Source organism: Candidatus Omnitrophota bacterium (assembly GCA_018830005.1).
Lineage (GTDB): Bacteria > Omnitrophota > Gorgyraeia > JAHJTE01 > JAHJTE01 > JAHJTE01.
This window is the reverse complement of record JAHJTE010000003.1, coordinates 66,581-92,176: the sequence shown is the minus strand read 5'-3', so window position 1 is coordinate 92,176 and position 25,596 is coordinate 66,581. Positions and strand designations below refer to the sequence as shown.

Here is a 25,596-nt window from a genome sequence, read left to right as displayed (position 1 = left end):
AAGAATATACCCAACTTGAGAGTGAATTGGAATTGATCGAGAAGCAACTGCAGTCTGTTAACACCGAGAGAGTTAAGCTTATGGAGAAATTAAGAGACTCGACAGTTCAGGAGAAAAAGCAGCAGGCGGTAGTGCAAGATTCGGTTGAGGTTGTTAGCAAAGAGCAAGTTCCAGCCAAAGAAGAAATAAAAAAAGAAGTACCACCTGAAAAAGAAGAGCCAAAACAACCTGAACCAGTTGTTGAAGAGAAAAAAGAAGAGGCCAAAGAGCAGGAGTCTGCAGAGGTCAAGGAACCAGAGCAAAAACCAAAGAAAGAAATCCAGGTTTCTCCCAAAGTCAGTTTAGGCGATGTGAGAAACATCGGCATTATGGCACACATCGATGCTGGAAAAACTACTCTTACAGAGAGGATATTATTCTATACAGGCAGAACCCATAAGATTGGCGAAGTCCATGATGGTAATGCGCAGATGGACTGGATGAAGCAGGAACAAGAGAGAGGGATTACTATTACTTCTGCGGCAACCAACTGTTATTGGCAGGAAAAGCGCATAAGTATTATCGATACTCCTGGCCATGTAGATTTTACAGTAGAGGTTGAAAGGAGTTTGCGCATTCTGGATGGGGCAGTGGCAGTATTTTGTGCTGTGGGCGGCGTAGAAAGCCAGTCTGAGACTGTCTGGCACCAATCAGATAAATACAATGTACCCAAGATTGTTTTTATAAATAAAATGGACCGTATTGGTGCTGACTATTTTAAGGTTTATGAAAGTATTAAGAAGATTCTTACGGATAATGTTGTGGCCCTTACAATACCAATAGGCGCTGAAGGCGATTTTAAAGGTGTTATTGATCTTTTAGAGATGAAGGCCTATTACTATGACGAAGCATCAAAGGGTAAGGATTTCAAGTCAGAGGATATTCCCCAAGAGCATAAAGAAGTGGCAAAAAAATACCGCCACATGTTGATTGAGAAGGCGGTTGCGTTTGATGATGCATTAATGAAAAAATATTTAGAATCCGAAGACTCTTTGACGCAAGAGGAGCTACGCAAGGCCATTCGCAAAGGTACAATTCTTAATAAGCTGGTGCCTGTTTTGTGCGGTTCAGCTTTAAAAAACAAAGGCGTGCAAAGGCTTCTTGATGCAGTAATTGATTTTTTGCCAGCCCCTATAGACTTACCTGCGATTTCCGGTAATGATCCCCAAGATCCTGAAAAGATTATTCAGAGAAAAGCTGACTATAAAGAACCGTTCTGTGCACTTGCATTTAAGATACAGTCTGATCCTCATGTTGGAAAGCTAATTTTTGTAAGGCTTTATTCCGGAGTACTTGAGTCTGGCTCATACGTACTTAATGTAACCAAAGATAAAAAGGAAAGGATTAGCAGGATTTTGGAAATGCATGCTAATCAGAGAAAAAATGTAGATAACGCGTTTGCAGGAGATATTGTGGCCTTAGTTGGCCTAGATAAGACAATAACTGGCGATACCCTCTGTGATATTGATAGCCCTATTGTGCTTGAGAGGATGGAATTTGCTGAGCCAGTAATTTCCCTTAGTATTTCTCCTAAGACCCGCCAGGATCAAGACAGGCTTGGAAAGGCATTAGCAAGATTATCAGAAGAAGATCCTACTTTTGTTGTTCGATCTGATATGGAGACCAAAGAGACGCTCCTCACTGGAATGGGAGAATTACACCTTGAGGTTATCGTAGACAGATTAAAAAATGAATTTAGCGTGGATGCGGTTGTAGGCAAGCCAAAGGTAGCTTATAAGGAAACCATAACTGATAAGGCAACTGGAGAGTATAAACATGTTAAGCAGACAGGAGGTAGAGGCCAATATGGTCATGTGGTTATGGATATTTCTCCCGCAGAATTAGGTAAGGGGCTAGAATTTATAGATAGCATTAGAGGCGGTGCAATCCCCAAGTCATTTATTCCGGCTGTAGAAAAGGGCGTTAAAGAAGCTATGATTAAAGGTATAGTTGCTGGTTATCCTGTCGTAGATGTGAAAGTAAATCTATTAGATGGCTCATTCCATGAGGTGGATTCTTCGGAAATTGCATTTAAACAGGCAGCTATCGGCGGGTTTAAAGATGCGTTTACGAAAGCCAGGCCCGTGTTATTAGAGCCCTATATGTCACTTGAAGTGACTTCTCCTGAAGAATACATAAATAGTCTTGTGGGAAATATCTGCCAGCGAAGAGGCAAAATTATAAATATCGAGGCAAAGGCAAATCAGAAGGTTATATATGCCGAGGCTCCCTTAGCAGAGATGTTTGGCTATGCAAGTGTCTTCAGGTCTTTAAGTTCTGGCCGCGCCAACTGCTCCATGCATTTTAAGAAGTACGAACAAGTGCCTGCGGAGGTAGCTCAAAAAGTAGTGGCTGAGAAAAAACAGGAGAAAAAGGAGTAATTTGAAGAAAAAGGTATTATTCTTGTGTACGGGAAATTCTTGCCGCAGCCAGATAGCAGAAGGTTTCCTAAGGGCAAGGGCTGCTGATAGATTCGAAGTCTCAAGCGCAGGTCTTAGACCTGCCTACATACATGCTTTGACAATCAAGGTCATGCAGGAAGCTGGAGTTGATATATCCGGACAATACTCAAAGTCAATCAAGGAGTTTTTGAAACAGAGCTTTGATTACGTGATAACTGTTTGCGATAACGCAAAGCAGGTTTGCCCTGTATTTCAGGGTAAGCACAAGAAGATCCATTGGAGTATAGAAGACCCTGTTTTTGTTGGCAGAACTGGCAAGGAAAGACTTTCGGCGTTTAGAAACACAAGGGATATTATAAAAGAGAGGGTAGAACAGTTTATAAGCGAAGAATAAGTTAATAATAAAAAAGACTTGACAATATATTTTTTTAAGGTATACTTTATCATTATAATCAAGTTAGTAGGATATCCAGTTTTAGAATATTTACAATGAGACTTTCAGCGAAAATAGAATATGCATGTAAGGCTGTTATAGAGCTAGCTTTGCATTATCAGCACCATAGGCCAGTTCAGCTAAATGATATATCAAAACGTCAGTATATTCCTAAACAATTTTTGGTGCAGATAATGATTCGCCTCAAAAATTCTGGTCTGGTAAACAGTGTCAGGGGAATAGCAGGAGGGTATCTCTTGCTTAAAGCCCCTTCTCAAATCAGTTTAGCTGATGTTTTCAGGGCTGTTGACGACAACATCTTAGCAGTCAAAGGCAATGTGAAAAGTAGCAAGGCGCAAACGCTGATCAATAGTATTTGGAATGATTTGAATTCTCAATTGATTCAGAAGTTAGAAGGGCTAACATTTGATACATTAGTAGCCAAGATTAAAAACGAATCAGTAACTTATTACATCTGAATCTAGCTTAAGGAGGGAGAGGTAATGTCAAAGATAGACTCAAAACTAAAAGTAGAAACACTCACACTTCATGGAGGCCAGGAACCAGACCCAACAACAGGTTCAAGGGCTGTGCCGATTTATCAAACTACTTCTTATAATTTTAAGAGTAGCCAGCACGCTGCAGATTTATTTGCCCTTAAAGAATTCGGCAATATTTATACGCGGATAATGAATCCGACAACAGACGTTCTGGAAAAGAGAATGGCAGCTTTAGAAGGAGGCCTGGCAGCCCTGGCAGTAGCAAGTGGTCAGGCAGCTACCACCTTGGCGCTTTTAAACCTGGCCCAGGCTGGCGATGAGATTGTATCTATGGATAACCTTTACGGAGGCACTTATAATCTTTTTCATTATACCTTTCCGCGTTTAGGCCTTGATGTAAAATTCGTTAAGTCTAATGATTTTGCAGCCATTGATGAGGCCATTACTTCTAAGACCAAGGCAGTCTATGCTGAGACTGTGGGTAATCCCAAACTTGATATCGCGGATTTAGAGGAGATTTCTAAAATAGCCCATAAAAACGGCATTCCGTTGGTTGTTGATAATACTTCTGCACCTTATCTTTTAAGACCAATAGATTTTGGAGCAGATATTGTTATGTATTCTACCACTAAATTTATTGGCGGCCATGGTACCTCTATTGGTGGAGTAATCGTTGATTCGGGAAAATTTGATTGGACAAATGGTAAATTCCCTTTAATCTCTGAGCCAGATCCAAGTTATCATGGTTTGGACTTTATAGAGGCCCTGAAGCCGTTAGGGAATATCGCCTATATCATCAAGGCAAGGGTAAATCTCTTAAGAGATTTAGGGCCGGCAATGAGCCCATTTAACGCCTTTCTTTTCTTGCAAGGGTTAGAGACGCTGCATCTGAGGATGCCCAGGCATTGTGAGAATGCACTTAATGTTGCTAAATATCTCGAGAAACATCCAAAGGTTTCCTGGGTACGTTATCCTGGTCTAGCTTCCAGCCCAGAAAAAACGAGGGTCAAAAAATACTTATCACGTGGAGCTGGTGCAATATTAGGCTTTGGCATAAAAGGCGGACTGGATGCAGGAAAGAAATTTATAGATTCTTTGGAGTTGATATCACATTTAGCTAATATCGGAGATGCCAAGACTCTGGCAATTCATCCAGCTTCCACTACACATCAGCAGCTGTCAGAAGAAGAACAGCTGGCGACCGGAGTGACCCAAGATTTTGTAAGACTTTCCGTTGGCCTTGAACATATCGACGATATAATTAATGATATAGCTCAGGCATTGGATAAGGCAAGCGTTTAGGCTTCTCTTTTTTAAAGATTTATGCTACAATTTTTGAATATAATTTTTTAGCAGAAGAGGTGGTTATGCTTAAGATTTTTAATGATATAACCGAGACAGTAGGTAATACCCCATTGGTTAAAATAAATAGGCTAACAGAAGGATCAAAGGCAACCATATTGGCAAAGTTAGAGTCTTTTAATCCCCTTTCCAGTGTAAAAGACAGAATTGGCGTTGCCATGATAGATGCAGCAGAGCGCGATGGCCTTTTGAATAAGGACTCTGTGATTATTGAGCCAACAAGCGGTAATACAGGTATAGCCTTGGCCTTTGTGTGCGCTGCAAGAGGTTATAAGCTAATATTAACAATGCCTGAGACAATGAGCATAGAGAGGAGACAGTTATTGAAGATTTTTGGAGCAGAGTTAGTTCTTACTGAAGGCGCTAAAGGCATGAAAGGCGCTGTTGAGAAGGCAGGGGAGCTTTTGGATAAAACACCCAACAGTTTTATGCCGCAGCAATTTAATAATGCTGCTAATCCTCAAATTCATCGCAAGACCACAGCGCAAGAGATATGGAATGATACAGACGGCAAGGTCGATATCTTTATTGCAGGTATAGGCACAGGAGGTACTATAACCGGCGTAGGCGAAGAATTAAAAAAGAGAAAGCCTTCTGTAAAGATTATAGCCTTAGAACCTAAAGATTCTCCTGTGATTTCTGGGGGTAAATCCGGGTCTCATAAGATTCAAGGTATTGGGGCAGGATTTGTTCCCCAAGTATTAAACAGAGATGCGATTGATGAGATTATGCTTGTATCAGATAAGGAGGCAGGTGAGGTGGCCAGGCAGCTTGCAGAGAAAGAGGGAATCTTTGTCGGGATATCAAGCGGTGCAGCAATGTGGGTTGCTCTAGAGGTTGCCAAGAGAAAAGAATCACAAGGAAAAACTATTGTTGTTGTTTTACCGGATACAGGAGAGAGATATCTCTCTACCTGGTTATTTCAAAGTCAATAATAATGGAAAAGAAAATTCGTTCAGACAGTATAGGAATTGTAGAGACTAAGTATTTTACTTTTGCCCAAGCGCCTAATGAATTACTTCTTGAGTCTGGCCAGAAACTTGGTCCTATTACACTTGCCTATGAGACGTATGGCCAGCTTAATAAGGATAAGAGCAATGCCGTTCTTATCCTGCATGCCTTAAGCGGAGATGCGCATGCAGCTGGTTTTCATGAGAACGAAGAAAGACCAGGCTGGTGGGATTTTATGATTGGGCCAGGCAAGGCGTTTGATACAAGAAAGTATTTTATCATTTGCTCTAATTTAATCGGAGGCTGCAAAGGAAGCACGGGTCCGTCTTCTGTTGATCCTAAGACAGGCCAGCCTTATGCCTTAGATTTTCCCATAATTACCATTGCTGACATGGTTAATACTCAGAAATTTTTAATAGATCATTTGGGAATTGAACAACTACTCTGTGTGGTGGGAGGCTCAATGGGCGGCATGCAAGCCCTACAGTGGGTTGCCTCATATCCAGAGAGAGTACGTACTTGTATACCTATTGCTAGTGCCCTAAAGCATTCGCCTCAGCAGATAGCCTTTGACGAAGTAGGCAGACAAGCAGTTATGGCTGATCCTGCCTGGAAAGAAGGCAATTACTATAAATTCGGCCAGCCGGAAAAAGGCCTGGCAGTGGCGCGTATGATCGGCCATATCACCTATATGAGTGACCAGTCCATGGAGGCCAAATTCTCCAGAAAACTAAAAGATAAGAATTACAGCTCTAAATTCAGCACTGATTTTGAGGTCGAAGGCTATCTTAGATACAGAGGAGATAATTTTGTTAAGCGTTTTGATGCCAATTCTTATCTTTACATCACCAAGGCCATGGATTATTTTGATTTATCGGGCGATAAACTTATCCCCGGCAACAGAGTTATTAATACTCATTTTCTGGTTATAGCCTTTAAATCAGATTGGCTCTATCCAGCTTATCAATCACAGGAGATCGTGCGTCTCCTGAAGATAAAAGGCCTGAATGCTTCTTATTGCGAGATAAAATCGACTTATGGACATGACGCATTTTTAATAGAGGCAGAAGAGCAGACCCATCTTATTAGGCATTTCTTAGGCAATATATTTAGATCTTAGGGGATAATTATGCAAGATAGGCCAAAGCGTTTAGACAATAAAATCATTTACAGCATTATTGAGCCAGAATCAAAGGTCTTGGATTTAGGCTGCGGTAACGGCGAGCTTATCTATTCTTTATCCCAGGGCAAAAAGGTCAGGGCTCAAGGCGTAGAATTGAGCGAAGAGGCTATCTACAGATGCGTGGAAAAAGGTCTAAGCGTATTCCATACTGATATTGACAGCGGCCTAAGCGAATATCCAGACAGATCATTTGATTACGTAATTTTGAATCAGACTATGCAGGAGGCTAAAAGAGCTGAATTTGTTATCCAGGAGGCCTTACGCGTAGGTAAGAAGGCAATAGTAGGTTTTCCTAATTTTGCTTATATTAAGGCAAGGGCTATGGTGTTTTTTCAGGGTAAAACCCCTGTAACCAGCTCTTTGCCTTACCGCTGGTATAATACACCGAATTTGCATTTCTTAAGCATAAGTGACTTCAAGGCCTTTTGTAATGAGGAGGATATAAAGATTGTCAACGCCTATTATCTAGCCCAAGATAGGATTGTTCGTTTCTGGCCTAACCTTTTTGCCTTAAATGCGATTTTTGTTATTTCCCGCTGATATTTCTTACCCACTTAACTTTATATTTTCTTTTTAAAACTTTTAAAAAAGCCTTGACAAATCCCCTTATATGTAGTATATTTTAGATTCTTACCTGTTGTTATCCTCATAAAGGAGCGCTTTAGAGTCAAATTAAATTCCCACAAAATTAGTACTGATTAGGACGAATTATCATCTTTTTATGAAGCCAAATAGATCAAGAAAACGTTTTTTCAATAAGAGAAGGATTATTTTTTTATTAGTTTGTACCCTATGCACTGTCTTTATTTACTCGATCAGGACTGTTAGAGGAGAGCATTGCTTTGCAAATACAGGTTCCTCTTTCAGGTCCAGCTTTCAGGTTGGGATAGCATCTTGGTATGGAAAGAGATTCCATGGAAGAAAGACAGCAGCTGGGGAAAGATATAATATGTATGGATTAACGGCTGCACATCCTAGCTTACCCCTGGGCAGTATTGTTAAGGTTAAGAATCTAAGCAATAACAGGGAGGTTATTGTAAGGATAAACGACCGCGGCCCATATATAAAGGGGAGAATAATTGATTTGTCGCTAGCAGCAGCTTGTGAGCTTAGGATGGTAAGAAAAGGCATAACCAAGGTAGAGATAACGGTATTACCCAAGAATATCTAAAAATATAATAATTAAATTACATAACTATAGCCCTTTGTGATATATTTATTGCAAAGGGTATTTTTTTTACGCTAAAATAGATAGGTCATGATAGGAGCTTATCCTCAGTTACTCATAAGTGATAAAAAAGGCAAGGTCTCTGAGCTTTTTGATATTGAGGCCTGCGGTATGAAGGCAGGTGTGTTTTTCAGATTAACTGCCAAAGACTGGATAAGGCTCCCCTTTGGTAGCAGGTTATTTATGTTGCCGCAGAGATTAGCTGTTGGCTATGCAAGAGAGGAAAGAGGCTTTATCACCATAGCCTCAAATCCTTTTTCAAAAACAAACAAGAGATGTTTTGCGGTTAGCGCTTTCCTGCCACCTGGATATACCTTAACTTATAATAGCGCTTACAGACAGATAGGCAACCCTAAACCCTTGCCTCTTTTTGCCTATGCGCCTGTTGCATTCTATAAAGGTAATTTTTTTACAACAGCAGTAAGGGTAGATAGAGAGAGACGGCAGGATGAGCGGCTGATGAAAACATCTAAGCTCAAAAAGAACATCCAAAAACTAACCAAGTTATTTTCCGGGAACAGATTAGTTAAACATTTAGAAAATTGCGCATTAACATATAATTGCCCTGCTGCAAAGAATTTCTTTCTAATTCGTTATGAGGCACCACTTCCTAGCTCTCAGACTTGTAATTCCCAGTGTTTTGGATGTATTTCCCTTCAAATCAATAAGGCCTGCCCTGTGACACAGCCCAGAATAAAATTCCTACCCACACCAGAAGAGATTGCCGAGATAGCTACATTTCATATTAAGAATGTGAGAGATCCTGTTGTTAGTTTTGGTCAGGGTTGTGAAGGCGAGCCTTTATGCGTGGCGGACACAATCGAGAGCGCAATAAGGCTTATCAGGAAGAAGACAACAAAAGGCATAATAAATTTAAATACTAATGCAAGTAAACCTAGAAAGATAGCCAGCTTATTTGATGTTGGTTTGGATAGTATACGCGTAAGTATAAATAGTGTTCAAGAAGAGTATTATAAGCGTTACTATAAACCCAGAGGTTATGAATTTAAAGATGTTAAGCACAGCCTAAGGATAGCAAAAAGAATGAAAGGTTTTGTTTCTTTGAATTATCTTACAATTCCGGGGTTTACTGATTCCGAGAAAGAGTCTAGCGCATTCAAGTGTTTCTTAAACACTTACAAGATAGATATGATTCAGTGGAGGAACCTGAATATTGATCCTTATGCATATTTACGGGAGATTGGATTTTGCCCAGACGGTTTTAAGATGACAGGTATAAAGGAACTGATTGATTCAATTTTGATAAATTTTCCTGATATTATGGTTGGCTATTTCAATCCTTCAAAAGAGAGGATCAGTCGTAGAGGCAGGGCAGGTTAGGACTCCAGCTTTTCTTTTACGGCTAGAGTCAATATATTTTAACAAGATTTTATTTAATCTTGTCAAATTCGCCTAAAAGAGGTAAGATATCAAATAAGGTTATTACCCCTTGCTTAAACACAATGAAAATCTCTTTGATATTTTCACTGTAAGCTACAGGGTTAATTCGGCCAGACAACTTATGTTCACTTGTGTTCCATAAGTTGCGGCCTCATTAAGGAGGAAATATGAAAAAGATTAATGAGTTGTTAAAGGACGCTTCTTTTATTGGACTAGAATTATGTTATTTGGTCTGGGGGGCATTTCTAGCTGTGTTTTTGCCAGTTCTTAATTATTTAGGCCCTAATGTTGTTGCGATTTTTGGGATAAAGATCCCTTTTTCTATTTACGTAGTAATAGTCGGTCTTCTATATTTATTTAGTGCAGTATTTCTAGTTAGACGCAGGCCTTTTGGTCTAAAATTAGCGATTGCTGCTAATGTCTTAGGAATTCCTCTCCTTGTGCCGATAGTACTGGGTTTGATAAGTTTTGTCTTGCTTAACCGACCGGAAATCAAAGAGCAATTCAAAAAATGAACCCGGACTTTACTAAGCTGCTAGTTGTTTTAGTGGCTTTTTTCTATTTAGCCTCAAGGCTAAAGTCGAATATAAGCACGATAAATTATCGCTTAATCTCTATAGGGTTTTTGTTTCTTTTGTTTGCTGCGGTCCTGGATTTTAGTGATGGATTTAAGCAGCTTGAGCACACTCCAATCTTAGGTGAAAAAGCGCATTTCCATGATTTTTTAGAGGATCAAATAGGTGACACCTTAGGGCTTGCCCTCTTTGCCTTAGGTGCATTTAGAGAATTAAAGCGTCGCCTTTGATTACTTAGCGATAAAAAATTTAGATTACCCAGATAGACAATAATTTCCAAGTTTTGCGCTTGGTTTTTTTATTATCTGGAGCATAATAATATTAGATGAGATTTATAAAATTCATAAAGAGATGGTACTTGGAGATAATACTTATTTCTCCCTTACTGATTTTTTTATTATGTTTTATGTTTTTACCTATCTGGCGTACTCTAATCTTAAGTTTTAAAGATACCCTTAGCAATCAATTTAGCCTTTCAAATTATAAAGATCTCATCCAGCAGGCAAGCTTTAGAAAGGCACTATACAATACCATATTTATTGCCGGAGTAAGCCTGGTCCTGGAGATTACACTTGGTTTAATTTTAGCACTGATATTATCCAGAAATACCAAGATAACAGCGGGCTTGCGTATGCTTTTTATCCTGCCGCTTGCTATCCCTACGGTTGTAGTTGCAGTTATGATGAGTTATATATTTTCAAGTTCAGGCTGGATTAATAGGATACTAATGGATTTATCTTTGATAAAGGCACCTATTTCTTGGATGTCGGGCGGCATAAATAGTTTGATTATGATTGTTTTAGCAGATTGTTGGAAGGTAACGCCGCTTGTAATGTTGATACTTTTAGCTGGCATCCAGTCCATAGATAAGGATTTATACAGACAGGCACGCGTTGACGGTGCAGGGAGTTTACATATCTTCAGACAGATAACCCTGCCATTGCTAGCTCCTTACATAACCTGTGCTGTAATTATTCGTGGTATTGATGCCTTTAGGATTTTTGCACTGCCATTTATTTTAATGGGGCAGAACTTGAAAGTCTTGGGTACCTATGCCTATTTGGAATATGCCGAATATAATAATGCCTATCTTTCTGCGGCAAGTTCTGTGTTGTTATTTATAATGATATTAGCAGCCTTAGTAATTTACATAAAGGCAGTGGGTAAGAAGGGGTTAAGCCTAGCTTAATTTAGAATCAAATAAAAAAATATTTTAAGAGATGAAGCAAGCAACCATATTCTTAGTAGTTATTATCTTTACGATCCTTTTGCTTTTTCCGCTCTATATAATGTTTAAGATATCAGTGAGTCAGCCAAGTGATATCTTTACTGAAAAACCATCCTATCTAATAAGGCATTTTACCTTAAGTCATTTTAAAGATATATTTGCCTCCCGAGGAACGTTTTTCTTGCCGCTAAGAAAGAGTCTTGTAGTTGCGCTCCTGTCTACGTTTTTTAGTTTATTAATTGCTATACCTTCAGCCTATGCTATCTCAAAATTCAATTATCGCTTGCGCTATATATTAATTTTACTTATATTTATGCTTAGGATGATGCCGGAGATAAGCATAGCCCTACCGATATCAATCGGCTTTATAAAAATTGGTCTTTTTGATACTTATTTCGGTCTGGCTATCGCACACCTTATAAAGATCTTACCAGTTGCTTGTTTTATCCTTGTCGGGATATTTTCTAGCATACCAATTGATCTTGAAAAGCAGGCACGCATTGATGGTTGCTCTAGATTAAGGGCATTCATCTGGATAGTTTTACCGCTTTCACTTAGCGGTATAGTTGTTGCCGGAATATTCTCATTTTTACTTTCTTGGGATGAATTCATATATGCGTCTTATTTGACCCTAGCACATCCGACCCTGCCGCTTAAGATGTATTATTATGTATCACACCCAGACATATTTTATTCAGCAACCTATGCAATGATTATTACTATTCCTGTTTTGATATTAACTTTTACTTTTCAGAAATATATAAAGGCAGAATATCTTTCCGGTGCAATAAAGGGGTAGATTATGACTAGTTTAGAATTAGTAGATATTTCAAAAGATTTCGGTAAACTAAAGGCGCTCGTCGGTATCAATCTAGAGATAAAGCAAGGCCAATTTTGCGTTGTGCTTGGTCCTTCTGGATGCGGCAAGTCAACACTTCTTAACGTCATCGCTGGCTTGGAAGAGGCAGATTCTGGCAAGATATACTTTGAAGGCAAGGACATAACAAAGCTTCCCGTACATAAGCGTGATATTGCTTTTGTGTTTCAGAATTATGCGCTTTATCCGCACCTTTCAGTTTATGAGAATATGGCATTTGGCCTGCGAATTAAGGGATTGATGGAGAAGGATATACGCGTAAGGATCAGAGCGACAAGTGAGTTATTGGGCATAAAGGATAAGCTCGAGAATTTTCCTGGAGAGCTTTCCGGGGCTCAGAAACAAAGGGTGGCAACGGGTCGGGCGATAGTGAGAGAGCCTAAGTTATTTCTTTTCGATGAACCGCTTTCTAATCTTGATGCGCGTCTGCGTGTTCAATCGCGGACAGAATTTATAAAACTTCATAAACAGTTTAAAAAGACGACAATTTATGTAACCCATGATCAGCAAGAGGCCCTTGCATTAGGGGAACTTATTGTTGTGCTAAAAGACGGTCAGATTCAACAGATAGGAGCACCTTCTCAAATCTACCATGATCCTGCTAATCTTTTCATTGCCGGATTCATGGGAATGCCGGCAATGAATATAATCCAGGCAAAGGTAACCAGATTTGAAGAAAAATTGGTTCTTAAAAATTTAGATTTTAAGCTCGTTATACCCTTAGAGTTTCAAGCGAAGCTAGAGCGACATAACGATAATATGGTATATCTTGGATTCCGGCCTACTGCAGTTAAGATTTCCGAAGGAGGTGAGCTTGTCGGTGAGATTATCTTTACGCAGACATTAGAAGAAGACCACTATGCTCATATATCTTTGTCTCAAGATGTAGAAATAACCATGAAGATAGATGAGGGTCTTGCCTTAAGCTCAACAAAGCTTGTCAGATTAAAGATTGATGCAAAAAAGATGTATTTCTTTGATGAGCACGGCAAGAGGATAGAATTATAACGTAGAAAAGGAGGCAGAAATGATTGTAAAGATTTTGGGATGGTTATTTATTATTTGGGGAATCGTGTTTTTTCTAAAACCAGAATGGCTTAAGAACAAATTGCTAAAGAAGACCACAAAGAAAGTAAAAAGATATTTGTTTGCGTTGGCAATAGTTATTGCATTTCTTTTTATTGTCGCCGGACTTGAAGCAAGCGGTTTGTGGGCTAAGGTATTTATGCTTTTTGCAATAGTTGCTATTATCAAGGCCTTTCTCCTCTTAAAAGGCAAGGCGACGGATAGGCTTTTAGAGTGGTTTTCTAAACAGCCTGTAAAGTTATATAAGAGCTTGGCAGTAATTTACATTATTATGGGCATAATATTTTTAAAGGTATAAAAGATAAAATCAAGTTAAGCTTTATAGGATAGGCTCTCTTTGCAAGGCTTGCTTTCAAGTGCAAAGAGAAGAGCAGCTGAAAGACGCAAATAAGCCTTTTCTTAAAAAAGATTAAAAAACTCTTGCAAATTGGTGAAAAATTGCTTTAATATAAGGTAAATATAAGATTCAAGGACTATATGCGATCCACGAGAGAGAGAATAAAGCGAGGGGATGAAAAAAGAGTATTGTTCCAGTCGTCAAGATATAAAATATGCCGGGACTCACCTGCTTATTGAGCTTTGGGATGGTCGGCATTTCTCATCTCTTGTTAAAATCAGAAAGATATTAAAAGATTCTGTTAAGGCCTGCCAAGCAACCCTTCTTAAAATATCACTCCATAAATTTTCTCCTTATAGTGGAATATCTGGAGTTGCAGTGATTTCCGAATCACATTTGAGTATTCACACCTGGCCGGAGTATAAGTATGCAGCCATGGATATATTTGTCTGTGGTAACGTCGATCCTTATAAGGCGCTCAAGACTATAAAGCAAGGTTTTAGACCCAAAAGAATACAGGTGGTAGAAGTAAAGAGAGGCATAATGTGAGCTGGTTTCACGAGACATTATATCCTGATGTGAGGTTGGGTTTCAATGGTAGACTCCTGCATCGGAAAAAAACTGCCTATCAGGATTTGAAGATATATAAGAATCATCGCTTTGGAAAGCTGATGCTCTTAGATAACGTAATCCAGACTACGGAAAATGATGAATTCATTTATCATGAGATGCTTACTCATCCGGTTCTTTTCGCACATCCAAATCCAAAGGATGTTTTGGTTATTGGCGCCGGAGACGGAGGTATATTACGGGAGGTCTTAAGGCATAAAGTTAGGCATGTTGATTTAGTGGAGATTGACACAGAAGTAATCCGCGCTTCAAAAAAATACCTGCCGTCTTTATCAAAAGGCGCCTTTTGCGATAAGCGGCTAAGTATAATCCTTGATGATGGGGCGAGGTTTGTGAGAGATAAAAGTAAAGAATTTGATATAGTGATCGTTGATTCCCCTGATCCAGTAGGGCCGGCAAAGGTACTCTTTGGCAAAAAATTTTACAAAGATATATTTTCAATATTGAAGAATAGAGGTATAATGATAAGACAGGCAGGTTCTAGCATGCTGCAGCAGGATGAGCTAAAACAGAATTATAAACTGCTTAAGAAAATTTTTCCTTCTGTAACTATAGGACTTGCTGCTATACCAACATACATTGGCGGCTTTTTTAGTTTTCTTATTGGGGCAAAAGGAATTAATTTTCAAGGTTTATCTTTTAGGAAAATAGAGTCTAGATACAAAAAGTTAAATTTAAAAACAAAATATTATAATCCACAGATTCATTTTGCTAGTTCTAAATTACCTAGTTACTTAAGGGGGATAGTAAATGGCAAAAAGTAAAAAGGTTTTTGGTTACGAATTGGTAATGGATTTATCCGGCTGCAATAAGGAAGTCCTTAGTTCCAGGAAAAAACTGCAGGAATACGTTGATAAATTATGCAAGCTGATAAAGATGAAAAAGTACGGAAAAACACTGCTTCCTTATTTTGGCGAAAACCAGGCGTTCACCAAAGGGTATTCCTTGGTGCAGTTGATCGAAACAAGCTCTATTACAGGTCATTTTTCTGAACTTTGGGACAAGGCATATATAAACATCTTTTCCTGTAAGGAATACAACCATGCACTCGCAAGAGAATTCACCTGTCAATTTTTCAAGGCAAAGAAGGTAAAGAATAGGTTTCTGATTCGTTAAGCCCCACCTTAATTAGCAACAATTCTTTCATCAAATTTCTTCTTAATGCAGATTTTTCTAAATTTCTCTAAAGGAATTAATAGAGATTTCTTTCTTCTTAAGAAAACAGGGTTTTAAGAGAAGCAAAAGAGGGAGGAGATTGTTTTAGAAAGCTCTCCAGATGCCTTGAGAGCTAAAGTCAGTGATGTGTCCTATGATATGTGGCTCGCTGTCATGGTATATATCAATATCTCTAACTGTGGTAGTAGAGGTGCTATTGCGTGGTCGCAGAGAGCCGTAGATAGTCCTTGTCGAGCCTGGATTTCCAATTCCGTCTCTACCAGGTGCTACTAAGCCCCAGACCTTAGAGCCTGCTCCTAGTACAATTTTAGTTTTAGGAAGAACGGCATCTGAGTCGGTCTGCATAGAGGCCTTTATACGCGCATTTATTCCAACAGTAATATCGCCAGCATTAGCATGCAGAAAGCAGCCCCTGCCATCAATATATTCTGAACTACCAGATCCCTGCAGGGTGCCGCCTATGACTACGTTATCCCCAACAATGATATGCCTTTTGGCAACAAGGGTAATTCTATCACCGATGTTGACTCCATTAGCAATGCTGATATCACCAGCGTCTGAGCCTTCTCTGGCTACGACAATAATAGCTGGCCCACCCGAAAGATTTCCGTTAATAGAGACAAGGGCACTATCAAAATAGTAGGCCTTTCCTGTTAGGTCGCCGCTAAGAACCGCACCCCCAACATTTTGATTTTCAGCCTTTGTTATGTGTGATACATAAGTCATTTTAGAAAGAAGATGTCCTCCTCCACCAGGAATAGGCACAGGCAGAGCTGCATAAGATATATTAGATATGTTCAGTGAGCCGCCATTTATAGTAATAGTAGCTGGCCCTTCAACAAAAAGGTTATCAATATAGCCGGTGCAATTAGTGAATGTGACGCTTTTATTTACATGGGCCTTAGTATATACATTTTGGATATGAGCTGATACAGAGCCAAAGTTTATATCCTGAAATATTGCACTTCCTATAATAGAGCTGGAATAGACACCCCCGCTTTTAATATCAGAGTCATAAATACCTGCGGTATCGAAAGCAGTACCAGTAATTCCATATATTAGGTAAGAGTCATCAGTGCCACTGCTTCTATTAGGTATTTCAATAGCCTGATTAATTCTTCTCTTTGCATCTGCCTGTGTTGCCTGTACAACCAAGTTAGTGGATTTTTGCGCTCTGCTAGCTGGCATATAAGGATCATAGGTTATTCTAAATGAGCCTGAGCCAAAATTCTTAGTTACAGTTTCTGGGAATGAATCTTCATCAGTAAATTCTATGCCCCAGCCTAGATAGTAATCATAGGCATAATGTCTGCCTGCCTCTGCCAGATAAAAGGCCTGGACAGAATTTAAATACTTAATGTAGATATCATCCTCAGAAGTGGTTATGGATAGGGATAGGAGCCCAAGAACTGAGAATGCCAGTATAATCCATATGCCCAGGATTAAGGCTATGGCTTTTTCTGAGTTTAAGCATATCTTTATTGGGCTTTTAATTTTCATGATTATAGCCTCATTGCATATTACGCAGTCTTACACTTGTGGTTAGCGTAATCTCACTGCCGCTTTCTCTGTTCATGCGCAACTGTATTCTAACTAATCGAACCTCGTTACAATTTATTCCTGCTCCACAAGAATTCCAGGTTACTCCTCCCCAATATGGCACATATTCAAAATACACCGGCAGACAAGGTGGACTGTCGCAGCAGGGAGGATTATCGCAACAAAGAGTGATCGTCTTAGTTGTTGTTGAAGAGCTAGCATCATCAAAGTAGCTCCTAGCAACGTTTTCTTGACTCGTCCCTGAGCTGGTAAACGTCACCCGGTCAGCAGGAGGTATTCCTGCAGGATGAAACGTAATAGAGGCAGAGTCAGAATCATCTATTACATCAGCCCTACTTATCTCCATGGCCATGGTATGAAGAACGCCTCTAGCCTCTCTTATTACATAATTACGGTCCAGGTTAAAAAGGGCTGACTCTATACCCATGCTCATTACAGGAGCAAAGATAACTGCTAAAATGCCCATGATCGCTATTGAGATACATAGTTCGATAAGAGAGAAGCCCTTTAGTGAATCTCTGTTTCGTTTAGAATATCTGGATTTGAATAAAATCATTATGTTTTTCATATACGTTTCCACCAGTGATTCAAGAGCTTAATCAGGAGTAACCAAGGTTGCCAGCTCCACTACCCTATTAGGAAAATCATTATGCCAGACTCGGGCATTTATACGCACGTAATTGCTATATTCTCCCAAAGGCAGTACTGCTGCAGCACTTCCTAAATCTGCTACATTAGGATAAATACATCGGATGCTGTATTGGAAGTTATAATCTGGTTCCTGAACGCATTCATTTCCAGTACATATACCTAAGAGAGAAGAAAAGTCTCCTGTTTGATCTAAATAAACAATGGCATCATTTTGCAGATCATAAAAATCCCTGAACGTCTGCGTCTCCATTATCTCCTGAGCCAGAAAAGTCGCCTTTGTAATAATCAGGTTCATTTCTTGAGACCTGAAGGCATTATTAAACATGAACAGAAGAGGCGACACGCTGATAGCCAAAACAGCCATCAATATAAGTAATTCAATCAGACTAACCGCTCTTATTTTAAGTTTCATTACTGCACCTGGATCCTTCCTGTTTCTGATATTGTTACATTTCGGGTGCTTAGATCAGCATCGTATTGCAAGGTTATTGTGGCATCTGCAGTTAATGGTGAGCGAATGCCGTAGCAATGCAGATTGCCAATAGGAGTGCTGCATGCCTGTCTCTGAGCGCAGATTGGAGGATTGCCTGTAGTAAAGATTATAGTATCGTTTCCTCCTCCATTGCAGTTAATAGAGTTTATGCTCACTCCATATTCTTCTAAATCAACAATGAAATCATCCTTTGTGTAAGGGTCCTGGATCGGATCATCAAAAAAATAATTATCACCTGACATTACAAAAAACCAAACATTCGGATACAAGGTATAAGTATTAGTAGTCGTGTCAAACTCTAGGACCCATTCTTTTGTAGTAAAGGCAGTTGAGCCATCTACTTGTCCTGCTGAAACCAGCGTACTGTCGCTTATAGCCAATTGCTGGGCATACTGCAGGTCAGCTGCTGTCTTTCTTGCTGCTGAGGCTAATCTTAGTGTGTTATATGAGCCAAAGCGCGAAGTCGCAGCCAAAGCAAGGATAACCATAATAACAATTGCCACTACTAATTCTATCAGGCTAAAGCCTTTTTTATTCTTAAACATGATCTTAATTAGGATAATAGAGCTAAGTTATTGATTTTACACAATATAGCCCCTTCTCTTTAAAGTATAACATGCTAACAATAACTAGTCAATTTTTAGGATAAGTATTTTAGGGGTATAGTGCAATTTATCCTTAGATTATTGGTCCGGGTGGAGTATAATAATGTCAAAGGAGCCTACATGATAACTATAAAAAAAGCTGATATAACAGCTGAAGATGTGGATGTGATTGTTAATGCCGCAAATACTAGATTAGCTGGTGGTGGCGGCGTAGACGGTGCGATTCATAAGGCCGCAGGTCTGTCAGTTTTAGAAGAATGCCGTAAGATTGGCGGGTGTAAAACTGGCGAAGCAGTGATGACCGCTGCTGGTAAGCTAAAGGCAAAGAGGATTATACATACCCCAGGACCAATATGGCAGGGAGGCGAAAAAAGAGAGTCAGAGCTTTTAAGGAATTGCTATAGAAATAGTTTTCTTCTGGCTAAGAAACACAACTTAAAGACAATCGCATTCTGCGCAATAAGTACAGGCGTATATGGCTATCCAATTGAAGCAGCAACAAAAATAGCCTTGACTCTGGGTAAAGAATTTGAAAAGGACTTTGATGAGATTAGATTTATCTGTTTTTCAAATAGTGATTTAGAAGTATATAAGAAGATTTGGAGGCAGCTTGTTTAAGTGAATATTTTATGGAAGAGATTACTTATTACCCTTATTGATAAGCAATAATATTTTAGCTTTAAGATTTTCCCCTTGACAACTTAGATGTATAAGGCTACAATCTGCATTGCTGCTGTTTTTCTATCCATTAGAAGACCTTTTGCAGTCTCATTAATCCGCCAGAGAATGTTTGCAGGCGGGTGAAGAAATCATCCTAATAATCCCGAACTTCGAGATTATCCACTCATTTTAAGGAGGTTTAATATGGAGTTTAACACACCCGAAGATATTATTAATGTTGGAAGAGCCCAAATAAATCGCTACGTTAAATTTTTGCCTACCTTGGTTGTAGGTGTAGCAATTTTGGCGCTTCTTGCCAGCTCTGTCTATTCTATTGGCCCTGAAGAGGTGGGGGTAGTGCAGAGATTCGGTAGGTATAAATCCACTTCGAATCCTGGCCTACATGTTAAGATGCCTTTTGGTATTGATAAGGTGACGCCGGTAAAGGTCAAGAGGGTTTTTAAGCAAGAGTTTGGCCTAAGGACCATAAGTCCGGGAATTAAGACTCGCTATTCACCTCAGAAGTTTCTTGATGAATCGCTTATGCTGACAGGTGATCTTAATATTCTGGATGTTCGCTGGATTGTGCAGTTTAAGGTTAATGACCCTGTAAAATTACTTTTTAACGTGCGTAATCCTGTAGAGACATTAAGGGATATATCTGAGGCTGTAATGCGTCGATTAGTGGGAGATTATAGAGTAGATTCGGTGCTTACTACAGATAGAGAAGAGGTAGGTCATGTTGCACAGTTAGAAATGCAGAAGAGGCTGGACACTTATGATACTGGAATTAAAGTCGTAACTGTCAAACTTCTAGATGTTAATCCACCTGATACAGTAAAGCCGGCATTTAATGAGGTTAATGAGGCAAAGCAGGAGAAAGAGCGCATGATTAACCAGGCCTGGGAGGCATACAATAAGGCAATCCCTAAAGCAAAAGGCGTGGCAGAAAAGACAATCCGTGAAGCCGAAGGCTATAAGCTGGATAAGGTTAATAGGGCCGAAGGTGAGGCCAATCGTTTCTTGGCCACCTGGGCCGAATATAAAAAGGCACCAGATGTTACAAAGAAAAGGTTATATCTTGAGACAATTTCAGAAGTGTTACCGAAGGCAAAAAATAAATATATAATAGATCCGAAGCAATCTTCTATTTTGCCGTTGTTGAATATCGGGGAGGCAAAGCAATGAAAAATTTTGTTAATATCGCAGGAGTTTTGTTGATTTTAATAATCGGTTTATTTGCTACAGGTTTGGTTTTTATTATTGATGAGACAAAGCAGGTAGTTATAACCCAGTTTGGAGAACCGGTAGGCGAACCTATAACTACGGCTGGACTACATTTTAAGAAACCCCTAATTCAACAGGCACATTATTTTGAAAAGAGGTTATTAGAATGGGATGGTGACCCTAATCAGATTCCTACGCGGGATAAAAAATATATCTGGGTGGATGCATATGCGCGCTGGAAGATAGTTAATGCCTTAGACTTTTTGCAGGCAGTTGGTAATGAGCTTGCTGCTCATGCTAGAGTGGATGACATTATCAATTCCGCAACGCGTGATGTTATCACCAGTCATCTCTTGGTAGAGGCTGTCAGAGATACAAATCGTATCCTGGATAGCGAAAAGCTAGAAGAGGATGTCTCTGTTCCAGAGGAGGCACTGGAGCGTATTAAACTTGGACGAGAAGAATTAGATAAGTTGATTTTGATGAAGGCGAGCAAATTAGCGCCTCAATATGGTATTGAGCTGGTTGATGTGCGCATAAAGCGAATAAATTACGTTGAAGATGTGCGCAAAAAGGTCTATGAACGTATGATTGCCGAAAGAAAACGCGCTGCAGAAGAATATCGTTCCGAAGGTCAAGGTAAAGCGGCAGAGATTGAAGGTCAAGTTGGAAAAGAATTAAAGCAGATTACCTCAGAGGCCTATAAAAAGGCCCAAGTCATTAAAGGAGAGGCTGATGCTGAGGCAATTAAGATTTACGCTGATGCCTACAATAAAGATGTTCAATTTTACTCATTTTTAAAGACGCTGGAGACCTATTCTGAAAGTATTGATGATAAAAGCACTATAATCCTGACAACTGACAGCGATTATTATAAGTATTTAAAAGAGATAGAGCCCAAATAATCTATGGGTTATGATGTAGCTTTTCAGAATGCCTGGGATAAAGTAAGTCAGCTTACTAGAGAAGAAAAAATCAATACGGCATTCCTGGCTGATAAGTACGAGATAGACACCAATAAGAGGAAGGTGTTTTCTTTATCCTGCAATGCAGTCTCTCCCGAGTATATAAGCATTTTAATCTTGCACTATCTTATTCAAAAATTAAAAGGCCTGCCTCAGATTAAGGAAAACTGGATTAGTTTTCAGCAACTTGCCGGAGGCAAAGGCTATTACGATGCATTCCGTAAGAGGACAATTGATCCGATTATCCGAAAGTATGGCAAATCCCCCAGTAGTCTGCTGGACTGTTTAGAAAGACTTCCTGGAAAAAAAATACAATACAGCGATTGTTCTATTGTGCTTGAGGCCTTCAGAAACGTTCCAGTCATGATTTCGCTCTGGGGTGAGGATGAGGAATTTCCCGCTGAAGCCAACATCCTTTTTGACAGTAGTATAGAGGATATTTTTTCTACGGAAGATGTAGCTGTCCTTTCAGGAATCATTGCCAAGCTAGTATGAGACAAAAAAGGCCCCATAGATTATGAGGCCTTTTTGTAGGTGATAAACCTGATAGCTTGCGCTATCTTGATACCTCCTGTTGTTTCCGAATAAAGTATGCCATAGCCAGAGTAATATTTCAAGATGCCAAGTATTTTTTTCTTGTGTATTTTTTTAAGTAAGGAGTATAATAGTCTCTATGAGTCCTATCCAATTTCTGGTAATCGAACATAAGTTGATTGAGCGTGCAGGTGTTCAAATGCTCAATAAATCTAAGGACTGGCGAGGAGATAAATCCTGCCTGCAAGACCTAAGTCAATTTATCGATTTTTTATGTTCTTATGCTGATCTTGGCCATCATGGTAAGGAAGAGAGAATCCTTTTCGCTGAATGTGAATTAAAGAATCTATCAGTTGATTTAAAGAATTTAATGGAAGAGTTAAAGCTTGAGCATGTAGGTTTTAGGAAGATGCAGGAGAAGATGTGTTACTTCTATCAACAATTTAAGCAAGGCGATTTTGCTGATTCTTACGAGTTGGATTCTTTAATCCAGGATTACCATTCTCTTTTAAAATTGCATGAAGGCAAAGAAGAGTCAGTATTTTTCCCTAAGTCAATTAAGTTATTTAGTGAGTCTGAACAGAAGATCATACTTGAAAGATTTAGCGATTTTGATCAGGCTATTTTACATGAAAAATATAGGCAGCTTGTTAGTGATTTATAGAAGTGAGGCTTATTAAAGGAGGTGAATATGCCAGAGAAAGAGATTGGAAAGATCAGCCATTATTTTAGTAAGATAGGTGTAGCAATAATTGAACTTACGGATTCTCTGAAAGTAGGTGATGCAATCCATATTAAGGGGCATTCAGAAGATTTCCAGCAGACAGTCGATTCTATGCAGGTAGAACATAAAGATGCAACTGAGGCAAATGCAGGGGATTCTGTTGGTATCAAGGTTACTAGCAAGGTTCACGAGAATGATGTTGTTTTTAAGGTAACTGAATAAAGCATGCCTTCCTGAAGTCTTAACTAGCAAGCCTCCTAAAGAGTTAAGATTTCCAGCCGGGACGCAAAGAGAGTAGCAAGGATAAAGAAGTAGTGCAATCCTTCACTATCTAGAGCTACTCTTTTATTTTTTAGACAGCTTATTTCCAAAGACAATTAGCGATGAAAATTATTTTCTCAAAAAAATGCTTTGAATTTGAGCAGGCAGGACATCCTGAATCTCCCCAGAGGCTAAAGCGCTGTTACGAGCTTCTTAAGAGCAAGGATTTCAAGTTTATTGAACCTAGTTCTTGTTCTGAGGAAGATATCCTTAGGGTGCACAGCGCTAAATTATTGCAGGAGGTAAAAAGCGGGGAATTCTACGACCCTGATACGCCAGCATTTTCTAATATCTTCGAATATGCAGCACTTTCAGCCGGGGCTGCTATTTTAGCTTCAGAGCTCAGTATCAAATTTGGCGTCTCAATTTCTCTTATGCGGCCGCCAGGACATCACGCAACACGTGATTGCCTGGGTGGATTTTGTTATTTTAATAATATTGCAATCGCTGTAGAGAAGATGCGCGGTGAGGGCAGGAGAATAGCCATAATTGATTTTGATTGTCACCACGGTAATGGAACAGAGGATATATTTAAGGGAGCAGAAGACATTATTTATCTTTCGCTGCACCAAAGCCCGCTCTATCCTGGCACAGGGTTGGAGAGCGATAAGAATTGTTATAATTTTCCTCTGGCAGCGGGAACCGAAGAGGCCGAGTATCTTAGCGTATTCAATAATGCTCTTAAGATTACAAGCGACTTTAATCCAGATTTAATAGCTGTCTCTGCTGGCTTTGATACCTACGCAAGAGATCCCTTAGGAGGGATTAAGCTAGATAAGACTAGCTATAGAATAATAGGTGAATTGATTGCTAAGTTAGGTAAGCCAAAATTTTGTGTCTTAGAAGGCGGCTATAGTAAGGATCTTTCAATCTGCTTATTCGAATTCCTATCCGGCATATCTAGGAGCCAATAATTTTTTTCTTATATCTTCAGCGCTATCTTCGTTAGTTAATTTCTCGACAATTTTTAATGCAAAGGAAATTGCCGTTGCCGGACCGCGACTCGTTATTAAATTACCATCTATAACCACATCTTTTTCTTCATATTTTGTACTAGTAGAGAATTTATCTTGCATTCCCGGATAACATGTTGCTGATTTTTTATCTAAAATCCCCAGTGGTGCAAGTAGAATCGCTGGACTAGCGCATATCGAAGCGATTATCTTATTTTCTTGATTCAGCCTTAGGATTAATTCTTTAACTTTATTGGACTTAGAAAGGTTATCAGCGCCTTTTGAGCCTCCAGGCAAGACTAAGGCATCCACATCTTCATTAAAGTCATCGAGTTTCATATCTGCTTGGACTTTTATATTCCTCGAGCCTGTCAGGGTGATATTATCTAGGCCGCAGACAGTTATGTGGATAAAGGCCCGGCGCAGTATATCAATCACTGAAATCGCCTCAATCTCCTCAAAACCATCCGCTAATATAATCAGCGCATTCTTGTTCATTTGAGCTCCTTTTTTATTAATCTGAATTTATTTAACAGATTAGATAATTCTTTTTTGGTTTTTATCTGACTACTTTGTTTTCGGATTGCACGGATATTCTTTTCACCCTTAAGATACCAGCCTATAAATTTGCGAAATTTAATTAAGGCTGTTTTTTCTCCATAGAAATCAATTAAAAAATCAAGGTGTTGGAAGATAACCTTGAATTTTTGGGCGAGTGAGGGCAGCTTAGGCACAACGCCGCTTTCTAGATACGTCTTTATTTCTTTAAACAACCAAGGGTGTCCCAGCGTTCCACGTGCTAAGAGGAGCCCGTCAGCAGCGGTTTCATCTAACATCTTTTTTGCAAGAGCTGCTGAGAATATATCACCACTTGCAACTACGGGAATAGAGACAGATTTCTTTACTCTTTTTATTGTTTCATAATCTACATTACCGCTATATTTCTGTTCTCTTGTCCTTCCGTGGATAAAGATGCAGTCTAGACCTGCATCTTGGACATAGCTTGCAATATCAACCGCATTAACGCAAGATTTACTCCAGCCGGTTCTTAGCTTCACTGAAAGCGCCAAATCTGTATTTTTTCTAATTAGCTTCAATAACCTGTATAGCTTTTTAGGTTCCCTTAGAAGCGCTGCGCCTTCGCCACGCCGTACTACTTTTCTGACAGGGCAGGCTGCATTAAAGTCAATAATACTTAATTTATATTTATGGAGGATCTCTAAGGCCCTTAAAATAAATTTTTCTTCAGTGCCTAATAATTGAATACCGACTGGCCAGTCACTACTTTCAAGTTTAAACAAGCTATCAATTTTTTGCCTCGCGCATGGTAGGGCCCTGACATTAAGCATCTCCATGAAGGCCAGATGCACGCCGAATTTCCTCATGATCTTTCTAAACGGGACATCGCTTATGCCTGACATTGGTGCCAAAATTAACGCAGGCTCTATTTTTAAATTTCTGATTCTTAACATAGGTATCATTCTATTAGAAAAAT

At 39.3% G+C, this 25,596-nt stretch carries 31 protein-coding genes; 25 read left to right on the top strand and 6 right to left on the bottom strand.

Annotation, left to right across the window (positions count from 1 at the left end; all coding sequences use genetic code 11):
- Positions 1 to 80 precede the first annotated feature (80 nt).
- From fusA to KJ593_06950, 18 genes are all read left to right on the top strand, one after another.
- Positions 81 to 2,420, top strand: a complete 2,340-nt coding sequence (gene fusA / locus KJ593_07035) for an elongation factor G (protein MBU2541640.1) — start codon at positions 81 to 83, stop codon at positions 2,418 to 2,420.
- 1 nt (position 2,421) lies between these two features.
- Positions 2,422 to 2,835, top strand: coding sequence for an arsenate reductase ArsC (locus tag KJ593_07030; GenBank protein MBU2541639.1), 414 nt, complete (start codon positions 2,422 to 2,424; stop codon positions 2,833 to 2,835).
- 95 nt (positions 2,836 to 2,930) lie between these two features.
- A complete protein-coding gene (locus KJ593_07025) occupies positions 2,931 to 3,353 on the top strand; it encodes an Rrf2 family transcriptional regulator (GenBank protein ID MBU2541638.1) in 423 nt (140 codons plus the stop codon).
- A 24-nt stretch (positions 3,354 to 3,377) separates the two neighbouring features.
- Positions 3,378 to 4,676: an O-acetylhomoserine aminocarboxypropyltransferase/cysteine synthase gene (locus KJ593_07020; GenBank protein MBU2541637.1), complete on the top strand. Its 1,299-nt coding sequence runs from the start codon at positions 3,378 to 3,380 to the stop codon at positions 4,674 to 4,676.
- Between the two features lie 65 nt (positions 4,677 to 4,741).
- Positions 4,742 to 5,671 (top strand): cysteine synthase A, encoded by a 930-nt coding sequence (gene cysK, locus KJ593_07015; GenBank protein MBU2541636.1) that lies wholly within the window; start codon positions 4,742 to 4,744, stop codon positions 5,669 to 5,671.
- A 2-nt stretch (positions 5,672 to 5,673) separates the two neighbouring features.
- Positions 5,674 to 6,807, top strand: a complete 1,134-nt coding sequence (locus KJ593_07010) for a homoserine O-acetyltransferase (GenBank protein ID MBU2541635.1) — start codon at positions 5,674 to 5,676, stop codon at positions 6,805 to 6,807.
- Positions 6,808 to 6,816: 9 nt separating this feature from the next.
- Positions 6,817 to 7,410 (top strand): methionine biosynthesis protein MetW, encoded by a 594-nt coding sequence (metW, locus tag KJ593_07005; protein ID MBU2541634.1) that lies wholly within the window; start codon positions 6,817 to 6,819, stop codon positions 7,408 to 7,410.
- A 181-nt stretch (positions 7,411 to 7,591) separates the two neighbouring features.
- A complete protein-coding gene (locus tag KJ593_07000) occupies positions 7,592 to 8,041 on the top strand; it encodes a septal ring lytic transglycosylase RlpA family protein (protein ID MBU2541633.1) in 450 nt (149 codons plus the stop codon).
- Positions 8,042 to 8,128: 87 nt separating this feature from the next.
- Positions 8,129 to 9,439: a radical SAM protein gene (locus tag KJ593_06995; GenBank protein MBU2541632.1), complete on the top strand. Its 1,311-nt coding sequence runs from the start codon at positions 8,129 to 8,131 to the stop codon at positions 9,437 to 9,439.
- A gap of 227 nt (positions 9,440 to 9,666) precedes the next feature.
- Positions 9,667 to 10,014 (top strand): hypothetical protein, encoded by a 348-nt coding sequence (locus tag KJ593_06990; protein MBU2541631.1) that lies wholly within the window; start codon positions 9,667 to 9,669, stop codon positions 10,012 to 10,014.
- Positions 10,011 to 10,304, top strand: coding sequence for a hypothetical protein (locus KJ593_06985; GenBank protein ID MBU2541630.1), 294 nt, complete (start codon positions 10,011 to 10,013; stop codon positions 10,302 to 10,304). Before KJ593_06990 ends, KJ593_06985 begins: the two co-directional genes overlap by 4 nt.
- A gap of 176 nt (positions 10,305 to 10,480) precedes the next feature.
- Positions 10,481 to 11,263, top strand: coding sequence for a sugar ABC transporter permease (locus KJ593_06980; GenBank protein MBU2541629.1), 783 nt, complete (start codon positions 10,481 to 10,483; stop codon positions 11,261 to 11,263).
- A gap of 31 nt (positions 11,264 to 11,294) precedes the next feature.
- Positions 11,295 to 12,101, top strand: a complete 807-nt coding sequence (locus KJ593_06975; protein ID MBU2541628.1) for a carbohydrate ABC transporter permease — start codon at positions 11,295 to 11,297, stop codon at positions 12,099 to 12,101.
- Between the two features lie 3 nt (positions 12,102 to 12,104).
- Entirely contained in the window at positions 12,105 to 13,187 is a 1,083-nt protein-coding gene (locus KJ593_06970; protein ID MBU2541627.1) for an ABC transporter ATP-binding protein, read from the top strand.
- Positions 13,188 to 13,206: 19 nt separating this feature from the next.
- Entirely contained in the window at positions 13,207 to 13,563 is a 357-nt protein-coding gene (locus tag KJ593_06965; GenBank protein MBU2541626.1) for a hypothetical protein, read from the top strand.
- Positions 13,564 to 13,776: 213 nt separating this feature from the next.
- Positions 13,777 to 14,151 (top strand): adenosylmethionine decarboxylase, encoded by a 375-nt coding sequence (speD, locus tag KJ593_06960; protein MBU2541625.1) that lies wholly within the window; start codon positions 13,777 to 13,779, stop codon positions 14,149 to 14,151.
- On the top strand, positions 14,148 to 14,996 hold the full coding sequence (gene speE, locus KJ593_06955; GenBank protein MBU2541624.1) for a polyamine aminopropyltransferase: 849 nt from the start codon (positions 14,148 to 14,150) through the stop codon (positions 14,994 to 14,996). Before speD ends, speE begins: the two co-directional genes overlap by 4 nt.
- Positions 14,983 to 15,348 (top strand): S-adenosylmethionine decarboxylase, encoded by a 366-nt coding sequence (locus tag KJ593_06950; protein ID MBU2541623.1) that lies wholly within the window; start codon positions 14,983 to 14,985, stop codon positions 15,346 to 15,348. Before speE ends, KJ593_06950 begins: the two co-directional genes overlap by 14 nt.
- Positions 15,349 to 15,492: 144 nt before the next feature.
- On the opposite strand, the gene KJ593_06945 is transcribed toward KJ593_06950, so the two are convergent.
- From KJ593_06945 to KJ593_06930, 4 genes are read right to left on the bottom strand one after another with little or no spacing between them, the layout of a single operon-like run.
- On the bottom strand, positions 15,493 to 16,908 hold the full coding sequence (locus tag KJ593_06945; protein MBU2541622.1) for a hypothetical protein: 1,416 nt from the start codon (positions 16,906 to 16,908) through the stop codon (positions 15,493 to 15,495).
- Between the two features lie 10 nt (positions 16,909 to 16,918).
- Positions 16,919 to 17,536 carry a type II secretion system GspH family protein gene (locus KJ593_06940; protein ID MBU2541621.1) on the bottom strand — a complete coding sequence of 206 codons (618 nt, stop codon included), beginning with the start codon at positions 17,534 to 17,536 and terminating at the stop codon, positions 16,919 to 16,921.
- Positions 17,537 to 17,563: 27 nt separating this feature from the next.
- Positions 17,564 to 18,031, bottom strand: a complete 468-nt coding sequence (locus KJ593_06935) for a hypothetical protein (protein MBU2541620.1) — start codon at positions 18,029 to 18,031, stop codon at positions 17,564 to 17,566.
- A complete protein-coding gene (locus tag KJ593_06930; protein ID MBU2541619.1) occupies positions 18,031 to 18,657 on the bottom strand; it encodes a prepilin-type N-terminal cleavage/methylation domain-containing protein in 627 nt (208 codons plus the stop codon). Before KJ593_06930 ends, KJ593_06935 begins: the two co-directional genes overlap by 1 nt.
- Before the next feature lie 180 nt (positions 18,658 to 18,837).
- On the opposite strand from KJ593_06930, the gene KJ593_06925 reads away from it, so the two are divergent.
- The 7 genes from KJ593_06925 (at position 18,838) to KJ593_06895 (ending at position 24,062) form a co-directional block, all read left to right on the top strand.
- Complete coding sequence (locus tag KJ593_06925; protein ID MBU2541618.1) at positions 18,838 to 19,335, top strand: O-acetyl-ADP-ribose deacetylase; 498 nt, start codon at positions 18,838 to 18,840, stop codon at positions 19,333 to 19,335.
- 246 nt (positions 19,336 to 19,581) lie between these two features.
- Positions 19,582 to 20,565: an FtsH protease activity modulator HflK gene (hflK, locus tag KJ593_06920; protein ID MBU2541617.1), complete on the top strand. Its 984-nt coding sequence runs from the start codon at positions 19,582 to 19,584 to the stop codon at positions 20,563 to 20,565.
- Entirely contained in the window at positions 20,562 to 21,509 is a 948-nt protein-coding gene (gene hflC, locus KJ593_06915) for a protease modulator HflC (GenBank protein ID MBU2541616.1), read from the top strand. Before hflK ends, hflC begins: the two co-directional genes overlap by 4 nt.
- Before the next feature lie 3 nt (positions 21,510 to 21,512).
- Positions 21,513 to 22,064, top strand: a complete 552-nt coding sequence (locus KJ593_06910; protein MBU2541615.1) for a DUF3786 domain-containing protein — start codon at positions 21,513 to 21,515, stop codon at positions 22,062 to 22,064.
- A gap of 178 nt (positions 22,065 to 22,242) precedes the next feature.
- Positions 22,243 to 22,767, top strand: a complete 525-nt coding sequence (locus KJ593_06905) for a hemerythrin domain-containing protein (protein MBU2541614.1) — start codon at positions 22,243 to 22,245, stop codon at positions 22,765 to 22,767.
- A 27-nt stretch (positions 22,768 to 22,794) separates the two neighbouring features.
- Complete coding sequence (locus KJ593_06900) at positions 22,795 to 23,049, top strand: translation elongation factor-like protein (protein MBU2541613.1); 255 nt, start codon at positions 22,795 to 22,797, stop codon at positions 23,047 to 23,049.
- A 161-nt stretch (positions 23,050 to 23,210) separates the two neighbouring features.
- Positions 23,211 to 24,062, top strand: a complete 852-nt coding sequence (locus KJ593_06895; GenBank protein ID MBU2541612.1) for a histone deacetylase — start codon at positions 23,211 to 23,213, stop codon at positions 24,060 to 24,062.
- Here KJ593_06895 and KJ593_06890 read toward each other — a convergent pair.
- Positions 24,036 to 24,599, bottom strand: coding sequence for a DJ-1/PfpI family protein (locus KJ593_06890; protein MBU2541611.1), 564 nt, complete (start codon positions 24,597 to 24,599; stop codon positions 24,036 to 24,038). The genes KJ593_06895 and KJ593_06890 overlap by 27 nt on opposite strands.
- Complete coding sequence (gene dusB, locus KJ593_06885; GenBank protein ID MBU2541610.1) at positions 24,596 to 25,573, bottom strand: tRNA dihydrouridine synthase DusB; 978 nt, start codon at positions 25,571 to 25,573, stop codon at positions 24,596 to 24,598. Before dusB ends, KJ593_06890 begins: the two co-directional genes overlap by 4 nt.
- Positions 25,574 to 25,596: the final 23 nt, after the last annotated feature.

Bases quoted from the DNA above. Each gene is read 5' to 3' on its own strand.
- KJ593_06980 (MBU2541629.1), top strand. From the start codon at position 10,481: ATGTTTTTACCTATCTGGCGTACTCTAATCTTAAGTTTTAAAGATACC.
- KJ593_06950 (MBU2541623.1), top strand. From the start codon at position 14,983: ATGGCAAAAAGTAAAAAGGTTTTTGGTTACGAATTGGTAATGGATTTA.
- KJ593_06900 (MBU2541613.1), top strand. From the start codon at position 22,795: ATGCCAGAGAAAGAGATTGGAAAGATCAGCCATTATTTTAGTAAGATA.
- hflK (MBU2541617.1), top strand. From the start codon at position 19,582: ATGGAGTTTAACACACCCGAAGATATTATTAATGTTGGAAGAGCCCAA.
- KJ593_06910 (MBU2541615.1), top strand. From the start codon at position 21,513: ATGGGTTATGATGTAGCTTTTCAGAATGCCTGGGATAAAGTAAGTCAG.
- KJ593_07025 (MBU2541638.1), top strand. From the start codon at position 2,931: ATGAGACTTTCAGCGAAAATAGAATATGCATGTAAGGCTGTTATAGAG.
- KJ593_07000 (MBU2541633.1), top strand. From the start codon at position 7,592: ATGAAGCCAAATAGATCAAGAAAACGTTTTTTCAATAAGAGAAGGATT.
- KJ593_06925 (MBU2541618.1), top strand. From the start codon at position 18,838: ATGATAACTATAAAAAAAGCTGATATAACAGCTGAAGATGTGGATGTG.
- dusB (MBU2541610.1), bottom strand. From the start codon at position 25,573: ATGTTAAGAATCAGAAATTTAAAAATAGAGCCTGCGTTAATTTTGGCA.
- KJ593_07010 (MBU2541635.1), top strand. From the start codon at position 5,674: ATGGAAAAGAAAATTCGTTCAGACAGTATAGGAATTGTAGAGACTAAG.
- metW (MBU2541634.1), top strand. From the start codon at position 6,817: ATGCAAGATAGGCCAAAGCGTTTAGACAATAAAATCATTTACAGCATT.
- KJ593_06995 (MBU2541632.1), top strand. From the start codon at position 8,129: ATGATAGGAGCTTATCCTCAGTTACTCATAAGTGATAAAAAAGGCAAG.
- KJ593_06965 (MBU2541626.1), top strand. From the start codon at position 13,207: ATGATTGTAAAGATTTTGGGATGGTTATTTATTATTTGGGGAATCGTG.
- KJ593_06895 (MBU2541612.1), top strand. From the start codon at position 23,211: ATGAAAATTATTTTCTCAAAAAAATGCTTTGAATTTGAGCAGGCAGGA.
- KJ593_07020 (MBU2541637.1), top strand. From the start codon at position 3,378: ATGTCAAAGATAGACTCAAAACTAAAAGTAGAAACACTCACACTTCAT.
- KJ593_06945 (MBU2541622.1), bottom strand. From the start codon at position 16,908: ATGAAAATTAAAAGCCCAATAAAGATATGCTTAAACTCAGAAAAAGCC.
- speD (MBU2541625.1), top strand. From the start codon at position 13,777: ATGAAAAAAGAGTATTGTTCCAGTCGTCAAGATATAAAATATGCCGGG.
- fusA (MBU2541640.1), top strand. From the start codon at position 81: ATGGAGAAATTAAGAGACTCGACAGTTCAGGAGAAAAAGCAGCAGGCG.
- KJ593_06940 (MBU2541621.1), bottom strand. From the start codon at position 17,536: ATGAAAAACATAATGATTTTATTCAAATCCAGATATTCTAAACGAAAC.
- KJ593_06970 (MBU2541627.1), top strand. From the start codon at position 12,105: ATGACTAGTTTAGAATTAGTAGATATTTCAAAAGATTTCGGTAAACTA.
- cysK (MBU2541636.1), top strand. From the start codon at position 4,742: ATGCTTAAGATTTTTAATGATATAACCGAGACAGTAGGTAATACCCCA.
- hflC (MBU2541616.1), top strand. From the start codon at position 20,562: ATGAAAAATTTTGTTAATATCGCAGGAGTTTTGTTGATTTTAATAATC.
- KJ593_06905 (MBU2541614.1), top strand. From the start codon at position 22,243: ATGAGTCCTATCCAATTTCTGGTAATCGAACATAAGTTGATTGAGCGT.
- KJ593_06975 (MBU2541628.1), top strand. From the start codon at position 11,295: ATGAAGCAAGCAACCATATTCTTAGTAGTTATTATCTTTACGATCCTT.
- KJ593_06990 (MBU2541631.1), top strand. From the start codon at position 9,667: ATGAAAAAGATTAATGAGTTGTTAAAGGACGCTTCTTTTATTGGACTA.
- KJ593_06890 (MBU2541611.1), bottom strand. From the start codon at position 24,599: ATGAACAAGAATGCGCTGATTATATTAGCGGATGGTTTTGAGGAGATT.
- KJ593_06930 (MBU2541619.1), bottom strand. From the start codon at position 18,657: ATGTTTAAGAATAAAAAAGGCTTTAGCCTGATAGAATTAGTAGTGGCA.
- KJ593_06985 (MBU2541630.1), top strand. From the start codon at position 10,011: ATGAACCCGGACTTTACTAAGCTGCTAGTTGTTTTAGTGGCTTTTTTC.
- KJ593_06935 (MBU2541620.1), bottom strand. From the start codon at position 18,031: ATGAAACTTAAAATAAGAGCGGTTAGTCTGATTGAATTACTTATATTG.